The organism is Streptomyces sp. NBC_01006, assembly GCF_045162725.1.
Classification (GTDB): Bacteria; Actinomycetota; Actinomycetes; order Streptomycetales; family Streptomycetaceae; genus Streptomyces.
Genome location: NZ_CP108700.1, coordinates 4,743,186 through 4,761,968, shown reverse-complemented (window position 1 = coordinate 4,761,968; position 18,783 = coordinate 4,743,186). Strand labels below are relative to the sequence as shown.

The window sequence follows — 18,783 nt, the reverse complement described above, 5'->3', positions numbered from 1 at the left end:
CCCGCGGTCCCGTCGGGGGCCAAGATCCCCTCCCGCCGAGCGTACGCCGCACCCACCCCCCTGTCCCCGGGAAGCCTGCCGATCCGTACCTGGAGGTCACCTCCTCGAACTGGGCGGACGACACGGGCACCAAGCTCGACTGACCGGTCCACACGGAAGGGCCCGGACCGAGTTCGGTCCGGGCCCTTCCGTTCCCCCGACAACTGCACCCAGGGCTCAGCCCTTGATGCAGATGACCTGCTTGAGCTTGGCCACGACCTGGACGAGGTCCGTCTGCTGGTCGATGACCTGCTCGATCGACTTGTACGCGCCCGGGATCTCGTCGACCACGCCCGAGTCCTTGCGGCACTCGACGCCCTTCGTCTGATCCGCCAGGTCCCGCGCCGAGAACCGCTTCTTCGCGGCCGTACGGCTCATCTTCCGGCCCGCGCCGTGCGAGGCCGAGTTGAAGGACTTCTCGTTGCCGAGGCCCTTCACGATGTACGAGCCCGTCCCCATGGACCCCGGGATGATCCCGTAGTCACCGCTGCCGGCGCGGATCGCGCCCTTGCGGGTGACCAGCAGGTCCATGCCGTCGTACCGCTCCTCCGCCACGTAGTTGTGGTGGCAGCTGATCTCCCGGTCGAAGGAGACCTTCGCCTTCCGGAACTCCCGGCGGATGACCTCCTTGAACAGGCTCATCATCACGGCCCGGTTGAACTTGGCGTACTCCTGCGCCCAGAAGAGGTCGTTGCGGTACGCCTCCATCTCGGGCGTCGCCGCGAGGAAGACCGCGAGGTCCCGGTCCACCAGCCCCTGGTTGTGCGAGAGCCCACGGGCCACGTTGATGTGGAAGTCGGCCAGCTCGTTGCCGATGTTCCGCGAGCCCGAGTGCAGCATGAGCCACACCGAACCGGACACGTCAACGCAAAGCTCACAAAAATGATTGCCTTGGCCAAGGCTTCCCATTTGCCTCATCGCCCGGTCCCGCCGGAACTTCACCGCGTCCGCGACGTAGTCGAACCGCTCCCAGAGGTCCCCGAAACCCGCGCCCGAGAACCCGTACAGCCGGTCCGGGTCCACCGGGTCGCGGTGCATGCCCGCGCCCACCGGGATGGCTCGCTCGATCTTCGAGCGGAGGGGGGAGAGGTCGCCCGGGAGGTCGTTCGCCGTGAGGGACGTCTTCACCGCCGACATGCCGCAGCCGATGTCCACCCCCACCGCCGCCGGGCACACCGCGTCCTTCATCGCGATCACCGAGCCGACCGTGGCGCCCTTGCCGTAGTGGACGTCCGGCATGACCGCCAGGCCCTTGATCCAGGGAAGGCCGGCGACGTTGTGCAGCTGCTGCATCGCGCTCGCCTCGACCGACTCGGGGTCGGTCCACATCCGGATCGGGACCTTCGCTCCCGGTACCTCTACATACGACATAAGACTTCAATCCCCCGAATAAGCAAAAACCTCGCTCTTGATCCCAAATCAGACAGGGGACCGGCGCCGGTGCCAGCGTGTGCGATAGACATTGTGTTCATCCGCGTCCAAAGCGCGGCAACGCATTTTCCTGACCGCCGGGGCGCCGGCCGGTCGAAGGGAGCCAGTGGACGTGCAGCGCAAGGCGGTACGGCAACGACGGCGGGTCCTGCCGGGCATCGCGATGCTCACCGCACTCATGGCCGGCGCGACCGGCCTGACCGGGTGCACCAGCGGCAGCGGCGTCGGGTCCGACACCGACTCCAAGGCGGGCGACAGCAGCCCCGCGCCCGCGCCGGCCGGCAAGTACCGCAGCCTGCCCGCGCCCTGCAAGGCCGCCGACGGCAAGCGCCTCAAGGCCATGCTCCCGACCGGGGACAGCCTCACCGACGAGCAGCGCGCCCAGCTGTACGCCGGGGTCGCGGACACCTCGTACGACGGCGACCGGCACGTCGGCTGCCGCTGGACGGCGCAGACGCCCGAGGAGACCCGGCTGCTGTCGGTGGGCTTCGAGCGCGTGGTCTCGTACGACCGGACGCTCATGAGCGACGACGACAAGGCGCACCAGGTGTACGTGCGCCGGCTGACGGACGCGCACCTGCCGTTCCCCGGCCCCACCACGAGCCCGACGCCGAGTACGGGTACGAGCTCCAGCGCCCCTCCGGCAGCCAGCACTCCCCCGCCGCCCGCCGGGCAGTCGCCCTCCCCCGGCGCCGGGAGCCCTTCCGCGCCGCCGCCCGAGCTCGGGTCCCGCGTGCTCGAAGGGCTCGGGACCGAGGCGTACATCGAGGACAAGCTGAGCGCGGCGGGCGCGAGCGCGGCGCAGGCGCGGACGGTGCGGATTGTGTTCCGTACCTCGAATGTCATCGTCACGGTGGAGTACAGCGTGCAGCCCGCGCTGCCCGGTACGGTGCCGTCGAGCCCCGAAACCCAGGACAAGGCACGGCAGTTGACGCAGGCCCTCGTCGAGCGTTTCAACGAGTGAGCGGGGGCGCGCGGGGCTCGGCGTGACGGCGCGCACAGCAGGCGCGCGCCGGGTCGGGCTACCTTGTTCGGGTCCCGCGCCCGCCCGCCCGAACCCGAACCGAGCCCGCACCGAGCCCGCACCGAAACCGAACCGAGCCCGCACCGCGTCCACAGAACGCGCCCCACAACGTACTGACTGAAGGAACCATGCACCGATCTGCCTCGCGCCTCACTCGCGTTCTCGCCTGCGCAGCCGTCCCGGTGATCCTCACCGTCGCCGGCTGCTCGTCCGACTCGGGCAAGGGCTCCGCTTCGGGCGGCGACAAGAAGCCCGGCGCGTCCTCCTCCTCCGCCAAGCCGAGCGGCAAGGCCTCGGCCGAACTGGAGAAGGCCGCGTTCGCGAAGCTGCCCGACCCGTGCAAGTCGATCCAGGCGAAGACCGTCGAGACCCTCGTCCCGGAGGCGAAGGACAAGAACGGCACGGCGACCAAGTCGAACGACCTGGCCTCCCGCGGCAGCTGCTCCTGGAACGGCCTGGACGAGGACGGACTGAAGGGCTCGCAGTACCGCTGGCTGTCGATCTCCCTGGTCCGCTACGAGTCGCACTCCTCCCTCGGCGGCGCGAACAAGCGCGCCGAGGACCAGTTCAACAAGCAGGTCGAGACCGCGAAGGCGGCCGAGGGCGCGCAGAACGTGAAGGTCGAGCAGGCGGGCGGGATCGGCGACCAGGCTTCGTCGGTCGTGTACGGCGTGAAGAAGGACGTGGACTTCTTCAACACGACGATCGTGGCGCGCACGCAGAACGTGGTGATCACGCTCGATTACAACGGTGCGGCGTACGAGGGTGCCGGCGCTCCGGATCAGGCCAAGCTGCTGGAGAACGCGATCGCCGCGGCGAAGGAGACGGTGGCTTCGGTCGCCGCCGCCAACCAGCAGCAGCAGCCGTCGCAGCAGCCTGAGCAGCAGGCTTCTCCCTCCGCGCAGTAGGCGCCGGCGGGTCCGGGCGGCGTGGCGGGCGCTTAACGGGAGGCTGACATTCAGTCACCTGTGCGGTCACCCGTACGCTGTGCCTGCCGTAGCTCGACAAGGGGAGGGGATCGCGGGTGGCCGCGATGCAGCTGACTCGTACGCACCGGATACTCATCGGCGTCGTGGTCGCAGGAGCCGTGGTCATCGCGGGGATCGGTTTCGCCGGTTCGTACGCCGCGGTGCGCGCGCTCGCGGTGCAGAAGGGGTTCGGGAACTTCTCGCTGGTGTTCCCGATCGGCATCGACATGGGCATCTGCGTGCTGCTGGCACTGGACCTGCTGCTCACGTGGATCCGGATCCCGTTCCCGCTGCTGCGCCAGACGGCGTGGCTGCTGACCGCGGCGACGATCGCGTTCAACGGCGCGGCGGCCTGGCCGGACCCGCTGGGCGTGGGCATGCACGCCGTGATCCCGATCCTGTTCGTGGTCACGGTGGAGGCGGCCCGGCACGCGGTGGGCCGGATCGCGGACATCACCGCGGACCGGCACATGGAGGGCGTCCGCATCACGCGCTGGCTCCTGTCGCCGCTGCCGACGTTCAAGCTGTGGCGCCGGATGAAGCTGTGGGAGCTGCGCTCCTACGAGCAGGCCGTCGGCATGGAGCAGGACCGGCTGATCTACCAGGCGCGGCTCCAGGCCCGGTACGGGCGCGCATGGCGCCGCAAGGCCCCGGTGGAGGCCCTGATGCCGCTCCGGCTGGCCCGCATCGGCGTCCCCCTGTCCCAGACGGCCCCGGAGGGCCTGGCGGCGGCGGGCATCGACCCGGTACTGCTGCCTCCGGCGGCCGCGGCCATCGCTACGGGTGCGGCGGCGGGTGCGGCGGTGTCGGCTCCCTCGGCTCCGGCCCTGGAAGCGGGCCTGGCCGCGCAGACCGCCGGCCGGCCGGGCCACGCGGCCCTGCCCGGCACGGTCGCGGGCATCCCGGGGCAGGTCGGCATGGCGGGCGTCCCGGGCCAGCCGGGCATGCCCGGTGCAGCCGCGGGTCTCGCGGGTCTCCCGGGCGGAGCCGCGGGCCCGGTCCAGGCGGGTCAGCCGGCTATGGCGGGTCAGCCCGGCCTGCCCGGCGGAGCCGAGGGCCACGCGGGTCTTGCCGGCGCAGCCGCGGGCATCCCCGGTCAGCCGGGCGTGCCCGGCGCGGCCGCGGGCCTCGTGGGCCAGCCCGGTCTGCCGGGCGCCGCAGGCGCCGGGTACCCGGGGCCCGGGGCGGAAGCCCAGGTTCGGGAAGGGGCGGGTATGGGAGCGGCAGCCCCGCAGGGCCACACCCCGCTCCCCTTCGCGGTCGACCCGACGGCCATGCCCGCCGCCCACGACAGCGCCTGGTTCGCCGCTCCCCTGGCCCCGCAGGCCGCGTACGAGGGCGGGTACAACCCCCAGTACGTCGAGGGCCTGGAACCGACCCCGGTCATGCCCCCGACCGGTCCGGACGAGGACGTTCCGCAGCAGGAGCAGCTCCCCGTACCGCCGGCCACCGCCGATGACGCCGAAGCCGCCGCCGAAGCCGCCGACGCCGAAGCCGGCTTCGACCAGGCCAAGTTCAACGAGGCGGCGTACGAGGTGTTCCGCTCGTACCTCGACGAGCACTCGGACTTCCCGACCCCGGAGCAGGTGGACATACACCTCTCGGACCGCCACGGGATCGACCACCCGCGCAGCTCCTCGATGATCCGCAAGCTCATGCCGGGTCTGAAGCTGCGCTACCAGCGCGAGCTGGAGAGCGAGCACATCGCCTAAGCAGAGGCAGAGGCGACATATCCGTATGCGGAAGGGCCCGCACCCCGAGGGGTGCGGGCCCTTCCGTTCGCCTGCGAACGGCTCAGGCGGCCAGCAGCTTGCGCACCCGGTCCGCGCCCACGGCCAGCAGCAGCGTGGGCAGACGCGGCCCGGTCTCCCGGGTCACGAGCAGCCGGTACAGCAGCGCGAAGAACGTGCGCTGCGCGACCTTCAGCTCCGGCGTCGGCTTCGCGTCCGGCTCCAGCCCCGCCATCACCTTCGGCACGCCGTAGACGAGCGTGGTCAGCCCGTCGAGGGACCAGTGCGAGTCGAGCCCGTCCACCAGCAGCCGCAGCGACTCGCGGCCCTCGGCGTCCAGGGACCCCAGCAGCTCGGTGTCGGCGTCCTCGCGCACCAGCGTCCGCTGGTCGGCCGGGACCTGGGTGGTGATCCAGTTCTCGGCGCGGTCCAGCCGCGGCCGTACCTCGTCCAGCGAGGTCAGCGGCTGCGACGGGTCCAGGTCGGCCAGGATCCGCAGGGTCTGCTCGTCGTGCCCGGCGGTGATGTCCACGACCGAGGCGAGCGTGCGGTACGGCAGCGGCCGCGGGGTGCGCGGCAGCTCGTGCGAGGCGACCCGTACGGCACGGGTGTGCGCGGCGGCGTCGGCCGGCAGCACGGAGCCGTCGGCGACCTTGGACTCCAGCTTGTCCCACTCGTCGTAGAGCCGCTGGATCTCCTGGTCGAAGGCGATCTTGAAGGACTGGTTGGGGCGGCGGCGCGCGTACAGCCAGCGCAGCAGCTGCGGCTCCATGATCTTCAGCGCGTCGGCCGGGGTCGGGACCCCGCCCTTGCTGGACGACATCTTGGCCATGCCGCTGATGCCGACGAACGCGTACATCGGTCCGATCGGCTGCTCGCCGCCGAAGATGTGCACGATCTGGCCGCCGACCTGGAAGGACGAGCCGGGCGAGGAGTGGTCGACGCCCGAGGGCTCGAAGATCACGCCCTCGAAGGCCCAGCGCATCGGCCAGTCGACCTTCCAGACCAGCTTGCCGCGGTTGAACTCGCTGAGCTTGACCGTCTCGGTGTACTCGTCCTCGGTGCAGACGTAGGTCATCTCGGTCGTCTCGTCGTTGTACGAGGTGACCTTGGTGAAGTCCTTGCCGCACTGGCCGCAGTACGGCTTGTACGGGAAGTACCCGCTCTCGCCGGCGCTGCCGTCGTCCTCGGCGGCCGCGCCGGAGCCCTCGGCGGCCTCCAGCTCGGCCTCGTCGACCTGCTTCTGCTGGGGCTTCTTGCCGCCCGGCTTCTGCTTGGTGCGGTACTGGGCGAGGACGGCGTCGATGTCGCCGCGGTGCTTCATCGCGAACAGGACCTGCTCGCGGTACGCGCCACTCGTGTACTGCTCGGTCTGGCTGATCGGGTCGTACTCGACCCCCATCTCGGCCAGGGCCTCGACGAAGGCGGCCTTGAAGTGCTCGGCCCAGTTCGGGTACGCGGAGCCGGCCGGGGCGGGCACTGAGGTCAGCGGCTTGCCGATGTGCTGCGCCCAGGACTCGTCGATGCCGGGGACGCCGGCCGGGACCTTGCGGTAGCGGTCGTAGTCGTCCCAGGAGATGAGGTGGCGGACCTCGATGCCGCGGCGGCGGATCTCGTCGGCGACCAGGTGCGGGGTCATGACCTCGCGGAGGTTGCCCAGGTGGATCGGGCCGGAGGGGGAGAGTCCGGACGCGACGACGACGGCTTTGCCCGGGGCTCGGCGCTCCGCCTCGGCGATGACCTCGTCCGCGAAACGGGAGACCCAGTCGGTCTCGGTGCTGCTCTGGGCGCTCTGAGCCACGACACGTCCTTCTATCTCGAATGCTGGCTGTCAGCCATTCTCCCAGACGGAACGGGACACTCCGGGGTTGCCCGCGGGCCCCCTTTATCTCGGGAAACGAGACGGCCCCACGTGGGATACTCGGGGCTTGTCGGAACAACCAAGTGCACCTTCAGGCACGACCTCACAGGAACGGCAGCTCATGGCCTCGGTCCCTTCCCTCGCTTCTTCCGTCAATCAGCGCGTCGCGGACGCCCTCGCCTCGGCCCTGCCGGAGGCCGGTGGCGCCGACCCGCTGCTGCGACGAAGCGACCGGGCCGACTTCCAGGCCAACGGCATCCTGGCGCTCGCGAAGAAGGCCAAGGCCAATCCGCGTGAGCTGGCGACGACCGTGGTCGGGTCCATCCCGACCGGTGACCTGATCGCGGACATCGAGGTCTCGGGCCCCGGCTTCCTCAACATCACCGTCTCCGACCGGGCGATCATCGAGACCCTCGCCGCCCGCGCCGGCGACGACCGCCTCGGTGTCCCGTACGCCGCGAACGCGGGCACGACGGTCATCGACTACGCGCAGCCGAACGTCGCGAAGGAGATGCACGTCGGCCACCTGCGGTCCGCCGTGATCGGCGCCGCGATGGTCGAGATCCTGGAGTTCACGGGCGAGAAGGTGGTCCGGCGCCACCACATCGGCGACTGGGGCACCCAGTTCGGCATGCTCATCCAGTACCTGATCGAGCACCCGCACGAGCTGGACCACAAGTCCGTTGACGGCGCCGACGACGCGGAGGTCTCCGGCGAGGAGGCCATGTCCAACCTCAACCGCCTCTACAAGGCCTCGCGCGTGCTCTTCGACTCCGACGAGGAGTTCAAGACGCGCGCCCGGGCCCGGGTGGTCGACCTCCAGGCGGGCGACGAGCAGACCCTCGCGATGTGGCAGCGGTTCGTCGACGAGTCGAAGATCTACTTCTACTCCGTCTTCGACAAGCTGGACATGGACATCCAGGACCCGGACGTCGTCGGCGAGTCCGGCTACAACGACATGCTGGTCGAGACGTGCAAGCTGCTGGAGGACTCGGGCGTCGCCGTCCGCTCCAACGGCGCGCTGTGCGTGTTCTTCGACGAGTACAAGGGCCCGGACGGCAACCCGACCCCGCTGATCGTCCAGAAGTCGGACGGCGGCTTCGGCTACGCCGCGACCGACCTGTCGGCGATCCGGGACCGCGTGGGCAACCTGAAGGCGGACACCCTCATCTACGTGGTCGACGCCCGCCAGTCGCTCCACTTCAAGATGGTCTTCGAGACGGCCCGCCGCGCGGGCTGGCTGAACGACGAGGTCAAGGCCGTCCAGCTGGCCTTCGGCACGGTCCTCGGCAAGGACGGCAAGCCGTTCAAGACCCGTGAGGGCGAGACGGTCCGGCTGGTGGACCTGCTGGACGAGGCGGTGGAGCGGGCGACCACCGTGGTCCGCGAGAAGGCGGAGAAGGTCGGCCTGTCCGAGGAGGAGATCGTCGAGAACGGCCGGTACGTCGGCATCGGCGCGGTCAAGTACGCGGACCTCTCCACCTCCGCCGCGCGCGACTACAAGTTCGACCTGGACCAGATGGTCTCGCTGAACGGCGACACGTCCGTGTACCTCCAGTACGCGTACGCCCGGATCAAGTCGATCCTGCGCAAGGCGGGCGAGGCGGGCGAGCGCACCCCGGTCGCGCACCCGGAGCTGGAGCTGGCCCCGGCCGAGCGCGCACTGGGCCTGCACCTGGACGGCTTCGGTGAGCTCATCGCCGAGGCGGCCGCGGAGCACGCCCCGCACAAGCTGGCCGCGTACCTCTACCAGCTGTCCTCGCTGTTCACGACGTTCTACGACCAGTGCCCCGTCATCAAGCCGGAGCCGGAGCTCGTCGTCGGCGAGAACCGCCTGTTCCTGTGCGACCTGACCGCCCGCACGCTCACGAAGGGCATGTCCCTCCTGGGCATCCGCACCCCCGAGCGCCTCTGACCCTGTTCGCGGGGCGCACCGCTCCGTACGATCGGCCTTCCGTCTGAACGGCAGGGGAGGCCGATCGTGAACGGTTTACAGCTGGCGCGCGCCGCGCTGAGAGTGCTGACCGGCGCCGGGGGCGGCTCCCCGGCACGGTCCGCGCTCGAAGCGCGGGTCCGGGTCCACGTGGAGGACCGCCTGCGGAGCAGCCCGCTGGGTACGGCGGTGCTGACGAAGCTGCGCGACGAGCCGGGTGACGCGTCCACGGCCATCGCCGTGCCGGTGCTGGCGGACGAGCTCTCCCGTGACCCGGCGTTCGGGGACACCCTGAACGACCTGCTGGAGCAGCTGCTGGGCGGACCGGCGGCCGTGGCGGCGTACGGAGTGCCGCCTGCCGCGAGCGCCGCGGGCTCCACCGCCGCGCTGGGGTCGATCGGCCTGAGCTCGGTGACGGCGCACCAGATCCCGTTCCAGGGCCCCCCGGCCCCGCCCTCGGGGCCACCGGCACCCACGGTGCCCGTGGCACCCCAGGTGGTGGTGATCCCGCCGATGCCCGCGTACCAGCCCTACCGTTCGAGCGCGTGGCTGGTCTTCATGCTCGGGCTGCCCCAGTTCACGTTCTTCCTCTTCCTCGCCTGGCTCGTGGTCGTGCTCGATCTCCCGGTGGCCCTCAGTCCCGTCGTGCTCGTCATGGGGATCGTTTCGCTGCTCATGGCCCTCTTCGGCCTCGTCCGCGGCCTGTTCCTCTTCCGTGGCCCGTCCAGCGTGCTGGTGTACGTGGGTACGACGCTGAACCTGTTCGTCGTGGTCGCGCTGGTCCTCGCCGGCCAGGGTTTCACCGGCGGGATCAGGCTCTGAACCGGATGTGACGCGGCGCACAGGGAACGTCCTCCATGTCCGCCTCCTCTTCGGGGTGTTGGTTCTCGACACCCAGGGGGCACTCATGAGAGACACATCGCGGCGCCGCACCGGAGCGGCACTCGCCGGGCTGCTGGCCGCGGACGGGCTGGTGCACCTGTACTGGGCCACCGGCCGCACCTGGCCCGCGGCGAGCGAGCGCACCCTCTCCCTCGCCGTCCTCGGCACGGAGGTCTCCTTCGCACCGGCTGTCGTCCTCCCGCTGGCGGCGCTCACCCTGAGCGGAGCCGCCGCCGTCCTCGGTCACGCGTACGGGCACGGCGGACGCGTCACGCGGGCGGTCACCGCGGCCGTCGCGGCCGGTCTGGCCGTACGGGGCCTCGCGGGCCTGGGATGGGCGGCCGGTCTCCTCGACAGCCCGTCCGGCCCCTTCCACCGGCTGAACCTCGTCCTCTACACGCCCGCCTGCCTCGGCCTCGGCTGGGCGGCCGCCCGGCTGGCCCGCGCCCGGTGACCCCCGCCGAACACGACCGCGGCGTCGCACTCGCCCGGGCCGCCCGCGCCGGCGACACCCTCGCGATGCACGACCTGCTCGACCACCTCACCCCGTACGTCGCCCGCATCTGCACCCCCATCGCCCTCGCGGACGGCCCCGACGCCTGCCAGGAGGCCCTGGTGGCGGTCTTCCGCGCCCTGCGGGGCCTGCGCGATCCGGAGACCCTGTACGGATGGGTCCGCGCCATCGCGGTCCGCGAGGCGGTCCGCGTCGCCCGCCGTGCGGCCCGCGCCCGCCCCGCCGAACTCGCCGACCTCCCCGGCCCCGGGGACCCCGAGCTCGCCGCCGACATCGACGACGTCCTGGCCCGCCTCTCGCCCGACCACCGGGCGGTCCTGGTGCTGCGGGACGTGGAGGGGCTCGACGAGGAGTCCGCGGCCGTGCTCCTCGGCGTCCCGCCGGGCACCGCCAAGTCCCGGCTGCACCGGGCCCGTACCAGCTTCCGAAAGGCATGGTCCGCATGACGTACGCACTCGACGAGGTGAACCGCCTGCGGATCATGGCGGCGGGCGTCCGGGGCGCCCGGATCGCCGAACAGGTCGTCCCCGCCCCCCTGGAAACCGTCTGGGCGGTGATGGGTGACCTGGAGGGCGAGTTCGGCCGGTTCCAGCCGGACATGCGCGGCATCCGCGTCCTGCGCAGGACCGGCGACCGGGTGGAGGCGCTGGCCCGCAGCAAGTACGGATTCCGCGCCCACTTCCGGGGGGCCCTGCGCCCGGGCTGGTGCTGGCTGCAGAGCCGCTTCCTGATCATCGGCATGGCGGCCGCCCCCGAGCCGGGCGGCGGCACCCGCGTGGCCCTGACGGGCGGCGTACGGGTTCCCGGGCACGCGGCGATCGTCCCCTTCGGGGCATCCGGGGAGCTGACCCGCGCGATGACCCGGCTCCAGGCCCGGGTGGAGCGGCGGGCGGGCCCCGGGGCCGGATAGCACCGGGGCGGCCCGGAGCTAGCAGCGGTAGCCGTCGGGGACCTGGAGGAGGGCCACGAAGACCCAGACCATGACCGCTGCACCGGCCAGGCCGCCGAGGAGGGCGACCGCCAGGTTCCAGCGGCCGACGTACGCGACGAGCACGCCCCACCAGGCCGTCGCGAGGAGGGCGAGCAGCGCCCCGTAGAAGAGCAGGGCGAGGCCGTTGGCGGCCCCGTTCACGCCGACGTCGCAGGCGCGCCAGGCTGCATTGAGCAGTACCGCGCCGAGCACGCCCGTGCCCAGACCGGCCAGCGGGGCGAGGACGCAGCCCAGCTGTCCGCGCGTCACGGGGTGCTCCTGATCTGCGGGACGTCCTTGCCCTCCCGCTTCGCCTGCTCCATCCGGTCCATGGCGTCCTCGATCCCCTGCTTGAGCTGGTCTTCCGTCATGTCCTTGCCGTACTTGTCGTACAGGTCCATTCCGATCCTCATGGTGATCTGGTCGCCCTGGTCGTCGTCACCCGTCAGCAAGGTCTCCCCCAAAGAGGCGCCCTTGATGAGGGTGTCCGGGTCGAATCCTGCGGCCCGACCGATGTACCCGTAATGAATGTTGGAGTAGATGTCGTAGAACACCTCCCGGTTCTGGCCCGGCTGCTTGAAGAAGTAGTCGTTCTTCGTCTGGAGGTCGAAGTGCTGCTGGAGCTGGGGCTTGTGGTCCCAGTCCTGGCCGGGGGCCACCTTCAGGCCCCACATCACGAGCGCCGCGTTGATGTCGCCGCCGTAATTGCGCCCGAAGTCGTACCACTGCGGCTCGCGCAGCAGGGCCTGCAGCTGGTGGACGGTGTCGGAGTCCACGTTCCGCTTCATCTCGTCGAAGATCCACTTCTCGGCCTCGGTGAACTTCTGCTCGCTGCGCGCCGACCCGGTCGGCGGGATCACCGGCTTGGCGGTGGCGTTGAAGCCGCCCATCGTGCCGTCGAAGGGGTTGGAGTCGACCACCACGGCCTGGAGCGCCTGCCGGATGGCCTTGTCGAACTCATCCACCGCACGCACCGCCTCCGCGATGTGCGCGGTCCACGAGTCCTCCGCTTCCCGCATCCCGGGGTCGCGGCGCAGGATGCGGGCCTGGGCGGGGTCCTCGACCCGGGTGAAGTCGAAGCTTGCCCTGCCCGCCGTGGACACCGCCATGCCGGCGTCGACGGCGTCCTTGCGGGCCGACTCCACCTTCTTCTTCAGCTCCACGAACCCTGCGTGGGCGTCGCGCAGGAGCGCGGCGACCGCCTTCGCCTCGGTCTGGGCGGCGGCGTACTCGCGGCGGGTGGTGGCGAAGCGGTCCTGCGCGACCCCGGCGCTGAGACCGAGCCAGTTCTGGCCGACGGACGGACCCATGGTGACCTTCTGGACGCTCCCGGCGTACCGGTCCTCGACCTTCTTCAGTTCACCGGCCATCGCGTCCCACGCGGTCGCCGCCGTGGCGAGCAGGCCGAAGTTCGTCGTCATCACTTCCTGGTACGTGAGCACGTCTCCCCCAACTGTGCATATCAGCAAGGTGTGTTCGGAACTCGCACCACACCACCTTGCCAGGCCGGCGCTCGCTCACGCCCCAGAGATCGGCAACCGCTTCGACGATGAGGAGGCCCAGGCCGCCGCCGTCCCGGTCCTGTGGTTGGGGGATGGGCGCGCCGTCGCCGCTGTCGTGGACCTCTACGCGTACGAGGTGCTCCAGGCGGAGGAGACGGAGCAGGTAGCCGCGCCCGGGCGGGGCGCCGTGGAGGAGGGCGTTGGTGGCCAGCTCGCTCACGCAGAGCAACATGTCGTCCTCACGCGACGTGACACCCCAGGCGTGGAGGGTGTCACGTGTGAAACCCCTTGCGGCACTGATGGTTCGGGGAGACCGGAGGTAGAACTGCTGCCGCAGGAGCGCCGGTTGGATATCGAGATTCACGAGGCGATCGTCGCGCGGAGTGACTAGCGTCTGGCTGAGCGCCAACCCGTACTCATTGATGAGTACGGGTTGTCACGGGTATTGGCCGTGCACGGACGGGGAGTTCGCTGTCATGCCACCAAGGAAGCGCCCACGGCCCAACGCGACGACCATGAAGATGGTCGGAGCGATGGTCGCCGTCAGCCGCGTCGCGAAGAACCTGACCCAGAAGCAACTTGGAGAGTTGGTGGGGCTGGAGGAACAGACCATCGCCTCGATCGAGCAGGGCAGACGTGCGCTGATGCCCGACGTGGCCGATCTGCTGGACCGGCTCCTCGGGCTGCCGGGGGTCCTTGCCGTGGCCTCGGACCAGATGCCGGCGGTGGACGTGATCCCTCCGTGGGCGGAGGAGTACATGGACCGCGAGCGGGAGGCCGTGGCCATCTCGTGGTTCAACACACATGTCTTACCTGGCCTGCTCCAGACGGAGGAGTACGCCCGAGCGCTCTTCGGCTGCCGCGTTCCGTACCTGGGCGTCGAGGAGATTGAGGTCCAGGTCTCCCGCCGCATGGAGCGCCAGGAGATCCTGGACCGCCCGGTCCCGCCGACCCTCAGCTTCATCATCTGGGAACCCGCCGTCCGCGACCGGATCGGCGGTGATGAGGTCTATCGGGAGCAGCTCCGACACTTGCGCGCGTGCGCGGATCGGCCGGGCATCTCGCTCCAGATCCTGCCTCTGGGCCTCACCGGCCACGCGGGGCTCGGAGGCCCGTTCATCCTCCTGGAAACCCCCGAGCACCAGCACCTCTTCTACGCGGAGACCCAGCGCGGCAGCGTTTTCCGGCAGGACCCCGAGGACGTCAGCATCCTCACACGGAAGTATGCAATGCTGCGATCCCAGGCCCTCAACTTCCAGGAGACAAAGGCCCTGTTGGATCGCCTCTCAGGAGAACGATGAACACCACACTCACGTGGTTCAAGTCCAGCTACAGCAGCGACGAAGGCGGCCAGTGCCTGGAGGTCGCCGTCGCCTGGCGCAAGTCCAGCTACAGCAGTGAAGAAGGCGACGCCTGCGTCGAGGTCGCCACCTGCGCCGACCAGGTGCACGTGAGGGACTCGAAAGTCCCTCACGGCCCCTCGCTCGCTCTCTCTCCCAGCGCGTGGTCCCACCTCGCTCAGTGGGTCACTAGCTGATCGGGTAAGAGTGTCGGCCCGTCTCTGCATCGATCTCTGAGTGGGCCTTCTGCAACATCTGGGACGCGAGATCCATCAGCGCGCGAGCGCCGGCGATCTCTTCCCCGACCCGCAGCTGCTCCGGGTCGGAGGGGTGGCGCATGGCGTAGCCGCGCGCCCTCATCTCGGAGCCGTCACCGAGCCTGACCATGGCCGCCGCGCTGGTGCGGTGGCCTTCCTCGGTGAATTCGAGCTCCACGTGCCACCCGACGAGTGTGGGCATGGTGCATCACCTCCAGGGGGTCACCCTGTCTCCAGGGTGCGCCTGGGGCGGCTGGAACGCGAGCGGGGGCTCGGGGGGGGCGGGGTCCCGGTCGGCCGGGGTCGGTGGTGTGTCCGGGGGCGTCCCGTCCCTCCCGGGACCACCGGGCCCGGCCATGACGGGGCGCGCAGCGGATCGCTACGCGCTTCGCCCGGCATGGCGTCCAGCGACCGCCTTGGGCTGGACATAGGCCGCCCACGCACCGCAGGTGGGCGGCCTTCGGGCGTCTGCACGTCGTTGGGGGCCGCAGACGACGTCCGTGGCCGGGTTTTCGGGCGTCTGCACGTCGCTGGAGGCCGCCAGACGACGTCCGTGGGCGGGTTTCGGGCGTCTGCACGCTCTCTGGGCCGAAAAGAGGGCGAGAGGGGGCGGAAAAGGGGTGTGAGGGAGTCTGATGCCGGGTTTCTCAACCTTCCACTCCGGCAAGGCCCCTTGAGGGTCCGGATTGGCCGCCAAAAGGGACAAACCGCCTGCTGTCGCAGGCCCAGGGCCCCCGTGCCGGTCGTGGGCGGCTTATGTCCAGCCGCAGGCGGTCGTCGGACGCTATGCCGGGCGAAGCGCGTAGCGATTTGATGCGCATCCCGCCCGACCGGGACGGGATGGGCATCTCGTCGCTGTCTGGTGTGCGGTGGGCTGGCGGGGTGCGGGAAGGGGTGCACGGTGCCCCTTGGAGAGGACGGCTGAACCCGGTGGTGAGATCGACATCCCTGAGGGAGCCGAATGCGCACCTGTCCCCCTGACCGTTCCTTCGGGGGCTTCCCGACAGTCTTATGGCATTCCGGGGCGGGCCGGGCAGTCAAGGGTGGAGCGTAGCGACATCGCGAAGCGACGCGACCGAAGGGAGCGCCCTTGACGGCCCGGACCGACACGGAAGGACAGTGGACTGTCGGGAAACCCCCGGACTCCCTCTGATGCCGGCTGGCGAAACCCCGCCCCCGAGATACCTAGTGGCCTGAGTACCCGCGCTCATGTGCCGCTCCCGTCGGCGCAGTTGACTCGTGGCATGGATCAAGACACCACCTCGCGCGACCGGTGTGCCTTCGTCGCGCCGCTGATCTCCACCCTGCTGACACTGCCGATGGGGGTCCTCGCGTTCTTCTCCGCCGGGCTGTCTCCCATGGCCTGCGATTCCTGCGGGGACGCCGCGAGCGATCGGTTCGATGCCTCGTACGGCCTCGCCTTCCCCGTCTTCAACACCGGCCTGCTGCTCGTCCTCGCCGTGCTGGTGATCTGCTGGGCGCTGCCCTGGCAGCGGCGGAACGCCGCCCGGCGGGTCGGGTTCTCGTTGCTCGCTCCTGCCGTCGTCGTCCTCGACTACGTCGTGTTCGCCGCCATCGTCGACTGGCCCTGAGGCGCGCCGATCAAGTCATTTGCCTGCCCGCCCGCGGCCGTCGAAGCTGTGGGGAGCGAACGTGCGTACGTACGGGGGGGGCTTGTGGTGACAGATGTTGGAAATCGGCCTGGGCGGGTGGCCGGGGCGGCATTGGCCGTTCTGTCGCTGATACCCGCGCTGATCAGCGGGTTTCTGTTCGCTGTGGTGGTGCCGGACGATATCCGGCGGTACGGGGACTACGCCGCCGCCGCGCCGTGCAGCGACAGCACCGACGACTGCCTGCGCACCCTCCCCCTCACCGTCGACCGCACGGTGGTCAAGAAGGGCCGGAGCGGCAGCTTCGAGGCGACCCTCTCCGGTACGTCCGCCTCCGGTGCCTCCTGGAAGACCGTCGTGCGGTTCGGTGACCCCGGGCCGCTCCTCGCGCGGCTGGAGCCCGGCGATCAGGTGACCGCCACCGTGTGGCGCGGCGCAGTCATGGCCCTCGCCCAGGGGGACGTCCGGCAGAGCTCCGCCGACGAGCCCCGCGACGATGCCCAGATGACCGCCGGGCTCGGCACCTTCGCCGGCCTGCTCGCGGCCCTCGGGCTCGGCTTCGCGACCGCGTGGCTGGCCGGGTTCGGCGGGCGGGAGCCCTGGACCTGGCGCTCGCTCGGGTTCCCGCTGCTCCTCGGCGCGGCGGTCACCACCCTCGCCGTGGCGGTCCCCGCCTTCGCGATCGGCCTGCCCTGGTGGGTCGTGCCCGGCGTCACGGTGCCGTTCGTGGCGTACGCCGCCTGGCAGCTCCACCGGTACCGGCAGCGGCAGCAACGGTCCGACCGCGTGGAGTGACAGATTCCTCTCCCGCTCCGTGAACCCCCGCCCGCCCCCTGCCTACGCTGCCCGGCATGGACAGGAACAGGGTGCCGAGATGGTGGCAGGGCTGGTGGAGGGTCTGGCGGGCCGGGCCCCCGGCCGGGTCCGCGCGCGTCTGGCCGCTGCGCTGACCCGGCCGGGGCGGGCCGGGGCGACGCCCCGGCCCGCCCCCGCGTCAGTCGATGCCCTGCGCGAAGCGGAAGAAGCGGTTCGGGTCGTAGATGCGCTTGACCGAGCGGAGGCGGGTGTAGTTCCGGCCGTAGTAGGCCTCGCGCCAGTTCGTCAGCGCCGGGTCCATGTAGTTCTGGTACGACTGGTGCAGCGAGGCCGAGAACGGCTCCACGGTGTTGAAGCCGTTGTCCACCCAGGCCTGGCCCCGGTCCTTGTCCTCCTGCGTGAGGTTCGGGTTGGTCAGGCCCACCGAGTACCCGGCGTTGAAGAGCGAGTCTCGGTGCACGAACGCCGTGGCCGTCGGGGCGACGTCGTTGACCTTGCCCGCGTAGGCGAACAGGCCCAGGAAGCGGAACTGGCCCGGACGGAAGTCGGCCGTGAAGGCCGCCACGGCCGCCTCGGCGTTGGCGCGGGTCCAGCCGCGGGCGAAGAAGTTGTTCCGGCCCAGGGAGTAGTTGTCGCGCGACAGCTGCGCCTCGGGCGAGTAGCCGATCCGGTGGCACTCGTTGACGGTCTTCGTCCCGCAGCCGAAGACGTTCATCATCGCGTCCCGGTACGGCAGTTCGCTGACCGTGCGCGAGGTGGTGGGCCGGCCGACGGCCGCGATGAGCTGGTCCAGCGCCCGGTCGCAGTCGGCCTGCGGGCCGGCGTAGCCGCCGGTGAGGACGACGTACGGCTCGGTGCCCGCCGGGGCGTCGGTGGAGAGCAGGAACAGCAGCTCCGAGGAGAGCTCCCGGGGCGCGGTCGCGATCCAGTCCTGCCAGGCGAGGATCACCTGGACGGCGTCCGACCAGGCGAAGTTGAGGTTGTACGTGGTGAGCGAGGGGATCTGGACCGGCTGCACCTCGAAGTCGGTCACGACGCCGAAGTTGCCGCCGCCACCGCCGCGCAGGCCCCAGTACAGGTCGGGGTTCTCGGTCTCCGAGGCGCGTACGGTCCGCCCGTTGGCCAGCACGACCCGGGCCGAGACCAGCCGGTCGGCGCCCATGCCGAACTTGCGGGTGGCGTAGCCGAGGCCGCCGCCCTGGAGCCAGCCGCCGACCGCGACGGTGGGGCAGGTACCGGCCGCGACCTGGATGTTGTACGGGGCGAGGGAGTTGAGGACGTCGACGCCCTGGCTGCCCGGGCCCAGGTGGACGGTGTCGCCGGGGCGGACGTGGTTGAGCTTCGAGACGTCGATGACCAGGCCCGGGGTGGTCGAGTAGCCGGCCTGGCTGTGGCCGCCGCTGCGCACCGCGGGGGCCAGGCCGTAGTCCTGGGCGAAGCGGATGCACGCGGCCACGTCGGCCTCGCTGGTGCAGTACGCGATGGCCTGCGGGTGGATCACGTCGAACTGGGCCAGCTGCAGCTGCTTGGCCGTCTCGTACGTCGCGTCGGCGGGCAGGACGAGCCGGCCGGTCAGCCGGCCCTGCAGCGTCTTCCACGGGGTGGCGCCGGCAGCCTGCGCCAGCATCAGACCACCGGTTCCGGCTGTCAGTGCGGCGGCCGCCCCGACGCCGGCACCGGCGCGTATGAGCGAGCGTCTGGTGAGCACGTGAACCACACTCCGTTCCGTCCTGGCACGCAGGACAAAGCTTTCGGTCGAGTGCGTGCAGCCTCGGTCAGGAACGCAGGGTTCCCGCCACGGCTATCCGGAATCCGTCACTACCCGGCGGTGGGCCGGCGCTGAGCTGACGGACTCGGCTCGCGGCCCGCAAGTTGGCCGAGGGGCACCGCCTACGGTGACGCCCCG

The 18,783-nt window shown here is 70.7% G+C and carries 19 protein-coding genes; 12 read left to right on the top strand and 7 right to left on the bottom strand.

Features of this window, described 5'->3' with window-relative positions; genetic code table 11:
- Positions 1-216 precede the first annotated feature (216 nt).
- Positions 217-1,410, bottom strand: coding sequence for an RtcB family protein (locus OG509_RS21765; protein ID WP_406184133.1), 1,194 nt, complete (start codon positions 1,408-1,410; stop codon positions 217-219).
- A gap of 172 nt (positions 1,411-1,582) precedes the next feature.
- Here OG509_RS21765 and OG509_RS21760 point away from each other — a divergent pair, with 172 nt between their 5' ends.
- The 3 genes from OG509_RS21760 to OG509_RS21750 all read left to right on the top strand — a co-directional run bounded on the left by OG509_RS21760 (position 1,583) and on the right by OG509_RS21750 (position 5,174).
- Complete coding sequence (locus OG509_RS21760; protein ID WP_406184131.1) at positions 1,583-2,434, top strand: DUF3558 domain-containing protein; 852 nt, start codon at positions 1,583-1,585, stop codon at positions 2,432-2,434.
- A 188-nt stretch (positions 2,435-2,622) separates the two neighbouring features.
- The gene (locus tag OG509_RS21755; protein WP_406184130.1) at positions 2,623-3,402 is read left to right on the top strand and encodes a DUF3558 family protein; all 780 of its coding nucleotides are present in this window, start codon (positions 2,623-2,625) and stop codon (positions 3,400-3,402) included.
- A gap of 125 nt (positions 3,403-3,527) precedes the next feature.
- Complete coding sequence (locus OG509_RS21750) at positions 3,528-5,174, top strand: DUF2637 domain-containing protein (RefSeq protein ID WP_406184128.1); 1,647 nt, start codon at positions 3,528-3,530, stop codon at positions 5,172-5,174.
- A gap of 82 nt (positions 5,175-5,256) precedes the next feature.
- On the opposite strand, the gene lysS is transcribed toward OG509_RS21750, so the two are convergent.
- Complete coding sequence (gene lysS / locus OG509_RS21745; RefSeq protein ID WP_406184126.1) at positions 5,257-6,993, bottom strand: lysine--tRNA ligase; 1,737 nt, start codon at positions 6,991-6,993, stop codon at positions 5,257-5,259.
- A 181-nt stretch (positions 6,994-7,174) separates the two neighbouring features.
- On the opposite strand from lysS, the gene argS reads away from it, so the two are divergent.
- The 5 genes from argS (at position 7,175) to OG509_RS21720 (ending at position 11,292) form a co-directional block, all read left to right on the top strand.
- The gene (gene argS / locus OG509_RS21740; protein WP_406184125.1) at positions 7,175-8,968 is read left to right on the top strand and encodes an arginine--tRNA ligase; all 1,794 of its coding nucleotides are present in this window, start codon (positions 7,175-7,177) and stop codon (positions 8,966-8,968) included.
- A 66-nt stretch (positions 8,969-9,034) separates the two neighbouring features.
- Positions 9,035-9,808: a hypothetical protein gene (locus OG509_RS21735; protein ID WP_406184123.1), complete on the top strand. Its 774-nt coding sequence runs from the start codon at positions 9,035-9,037 to the stop codon at positions 9,806-9,808.
- Between the two features lie 85 nt (positions 9,809-9,893).
- Positions 9,894-10,322 carry a DUF3995 domain-containing protein gene (locus OG509_RS21730; protein WP_406184122.1) on the top strand — a complete coding sequence of 143 codons (429 nt, stop codon included), beginning with the start codon at positions 9,894-9,896 and terminating at the stop codon, positions 10,320-10,322.
- Positions 10,319-10,828: an RNA polymerase sigma factor gene (locus OG509_RS21725; RefSeq protein ID WP_406184121.1), complete on the top strand. Its 510-nt coding sequence runs from the start codon at positions 10,319-10,321 to the stop codon at positions 10,826-10,828. Before OG509_RS21730 ends, OG509_RS21725 begins: the two co-directional genes overlap by 4 nt.
- On the top strand, positions 10,825-11,292 hold the full coding sequence (locus OG509_RS21720; protein WP_406184120.1) for an SRPBCC family protein: 468 nt from the start codon (positions 10,825-10,827) through the stop codon (positions 11,290-11,292). The genes OG509_RS21725 and OG509_RS21720 overlap by 4 nt, the downstream gene beginning before the upstream one ends.
- 18 nt (positions 11,293-11,310) lie before the next feature.
- Here OG509_RS21720 and OG509_RS21715 read toward each other — a convergent pair whose 3' ends face one another.
- Genes OG509_RS21715 through OG509_RS21705 form a run of 3 tightly spaced genes read right to left on the bottom strand, consistent with a single transcriptional unit; the run spans position 11,311 to position 13,218 of the window.
- On the bottom strand, positions 11,311-11,622 hold the full coding sequence (locus OG509_RS21715; RefSeq protein ID WP_406184119.1) for a hypothetical protein: 312 nt from the start codon (positions 11,620-11,622) through the stop codon (positions 11,311-11,313).
- On the bottom strand, positions 11,619-12,773 hold the full coding sequence (locus OG509_RS21710) for a polymorphic toxin type 44 domain-containing protein (protein WP_406184117.1): 1,155 nt from the start codon (positions 12,771-12,773) through the stop codon (positions 11,619-11,621). Before OG509_RS21710 ends, OG509_RS21715 begins: the two co-directional genes overlap by 4 nt.
- Positions 12,712-13,218, bottom strand: a complete 507-nt coding sequence (locus tag OG509_RS21705; protein ID WP_406184116.1) for an ATP-binding protein — start codon at positions 13,216-13,218, stop codon at positions 12,712-12,714. The genes OG509_RS21710 and OG509_RS21705 overlap by 62 nt, the downstream gene beginning before the upstream one ends.
- A gap of 151 nt (positions 13,219-13,369) precedes the next feature.
- Between OG509_RS21705 and OG509_RS21700 the strand changes: the two genes are divergently transcribed.
- Both OG509_RS21700 and OG509_RS21695 read left to right on the top strand, forming a co-directional pair.
- A complete protein-coding gene (locus OG509_RS21700) occupies positions 13,370-14,155 on the top strand; it encodes a Scr1 family TA system antitoxin-like transcriptional regulator (protein WP_406184115.1) in 786 nt (261 codons plus the stop codon).
- Complete coding sequence (locus OG509_RS21695; RefSeq protein WP_406184114.1) at positions 14,152-14,391, top strand: DUF397 domain-containing protein; 240 nt, start codon at positions 14,152-14,154, stop codon at positions 14,389-14,391. Before OG509_RS21700 ends, OG509_RS21695 begins: the two co-directional genes overlap by 4 nt.
- Here OG509_RS21695 and OG509_RS21690 read toward each other — a convergent pair.
- Complete coding sequence (locus OG509_RS21690) at positions 14,384-14,653, bottom strand: DUF1876 domain-containing protein (protein ID WP_406184113.1); 270 nt, start codon at positions 14,651-14,653, stop codon at positions 14,384-14,386. The genes OG509_RS21695 and OG509_RS21690 overlap by 8 nt on opposite strands.
- Positions 14,654-15,695: 1,042 nt before the next feature.
- On the opposite strand from OG509_RS21690, the gene OG509_RS21685 reads away from it, so the two are divergent.
- Positions 15,696-16,043 (top strand): hypothetical protein, encoded by a 348-nt coding sequence (locus OG509_RS21685; RefSeq protein ID WP_406184112.1) that lies wholly within the window; start codon positions 15,696-15,698, stop codon positions 16,041-16,043.
- Between the two features lie 189 nt (positions 16,044-16,232).
- Positions 16,233-16,856, top strand: a complete 624-nt coding sequence (locus OG509_RS21680; RefSeq protein WP_406184110.1) for a hypothetical protein — start codon at positions 16,233-16,235, stop codon at positions 16,854-16,856.
- A 199-nt stretch (positions 16,857-17,055) separates the two neighbouring features.
- Here OG509_RS21680 and OG509_RS21675 read toward each other — a convergent pair whose 3' ends face one another.
- A complete protein-coding gene (locus tag OG509_RS21675) occupies positions 17,056-18,585 on the bottom strand; it encodes an FAD-dependent oxidoreductase (protein ID WP_406184109.1) in 1,530 nt (509 codons plus the stop codon).
- Between the last annotated feature and the right edge of the window lie 198 nt (positions 18,586-18,783).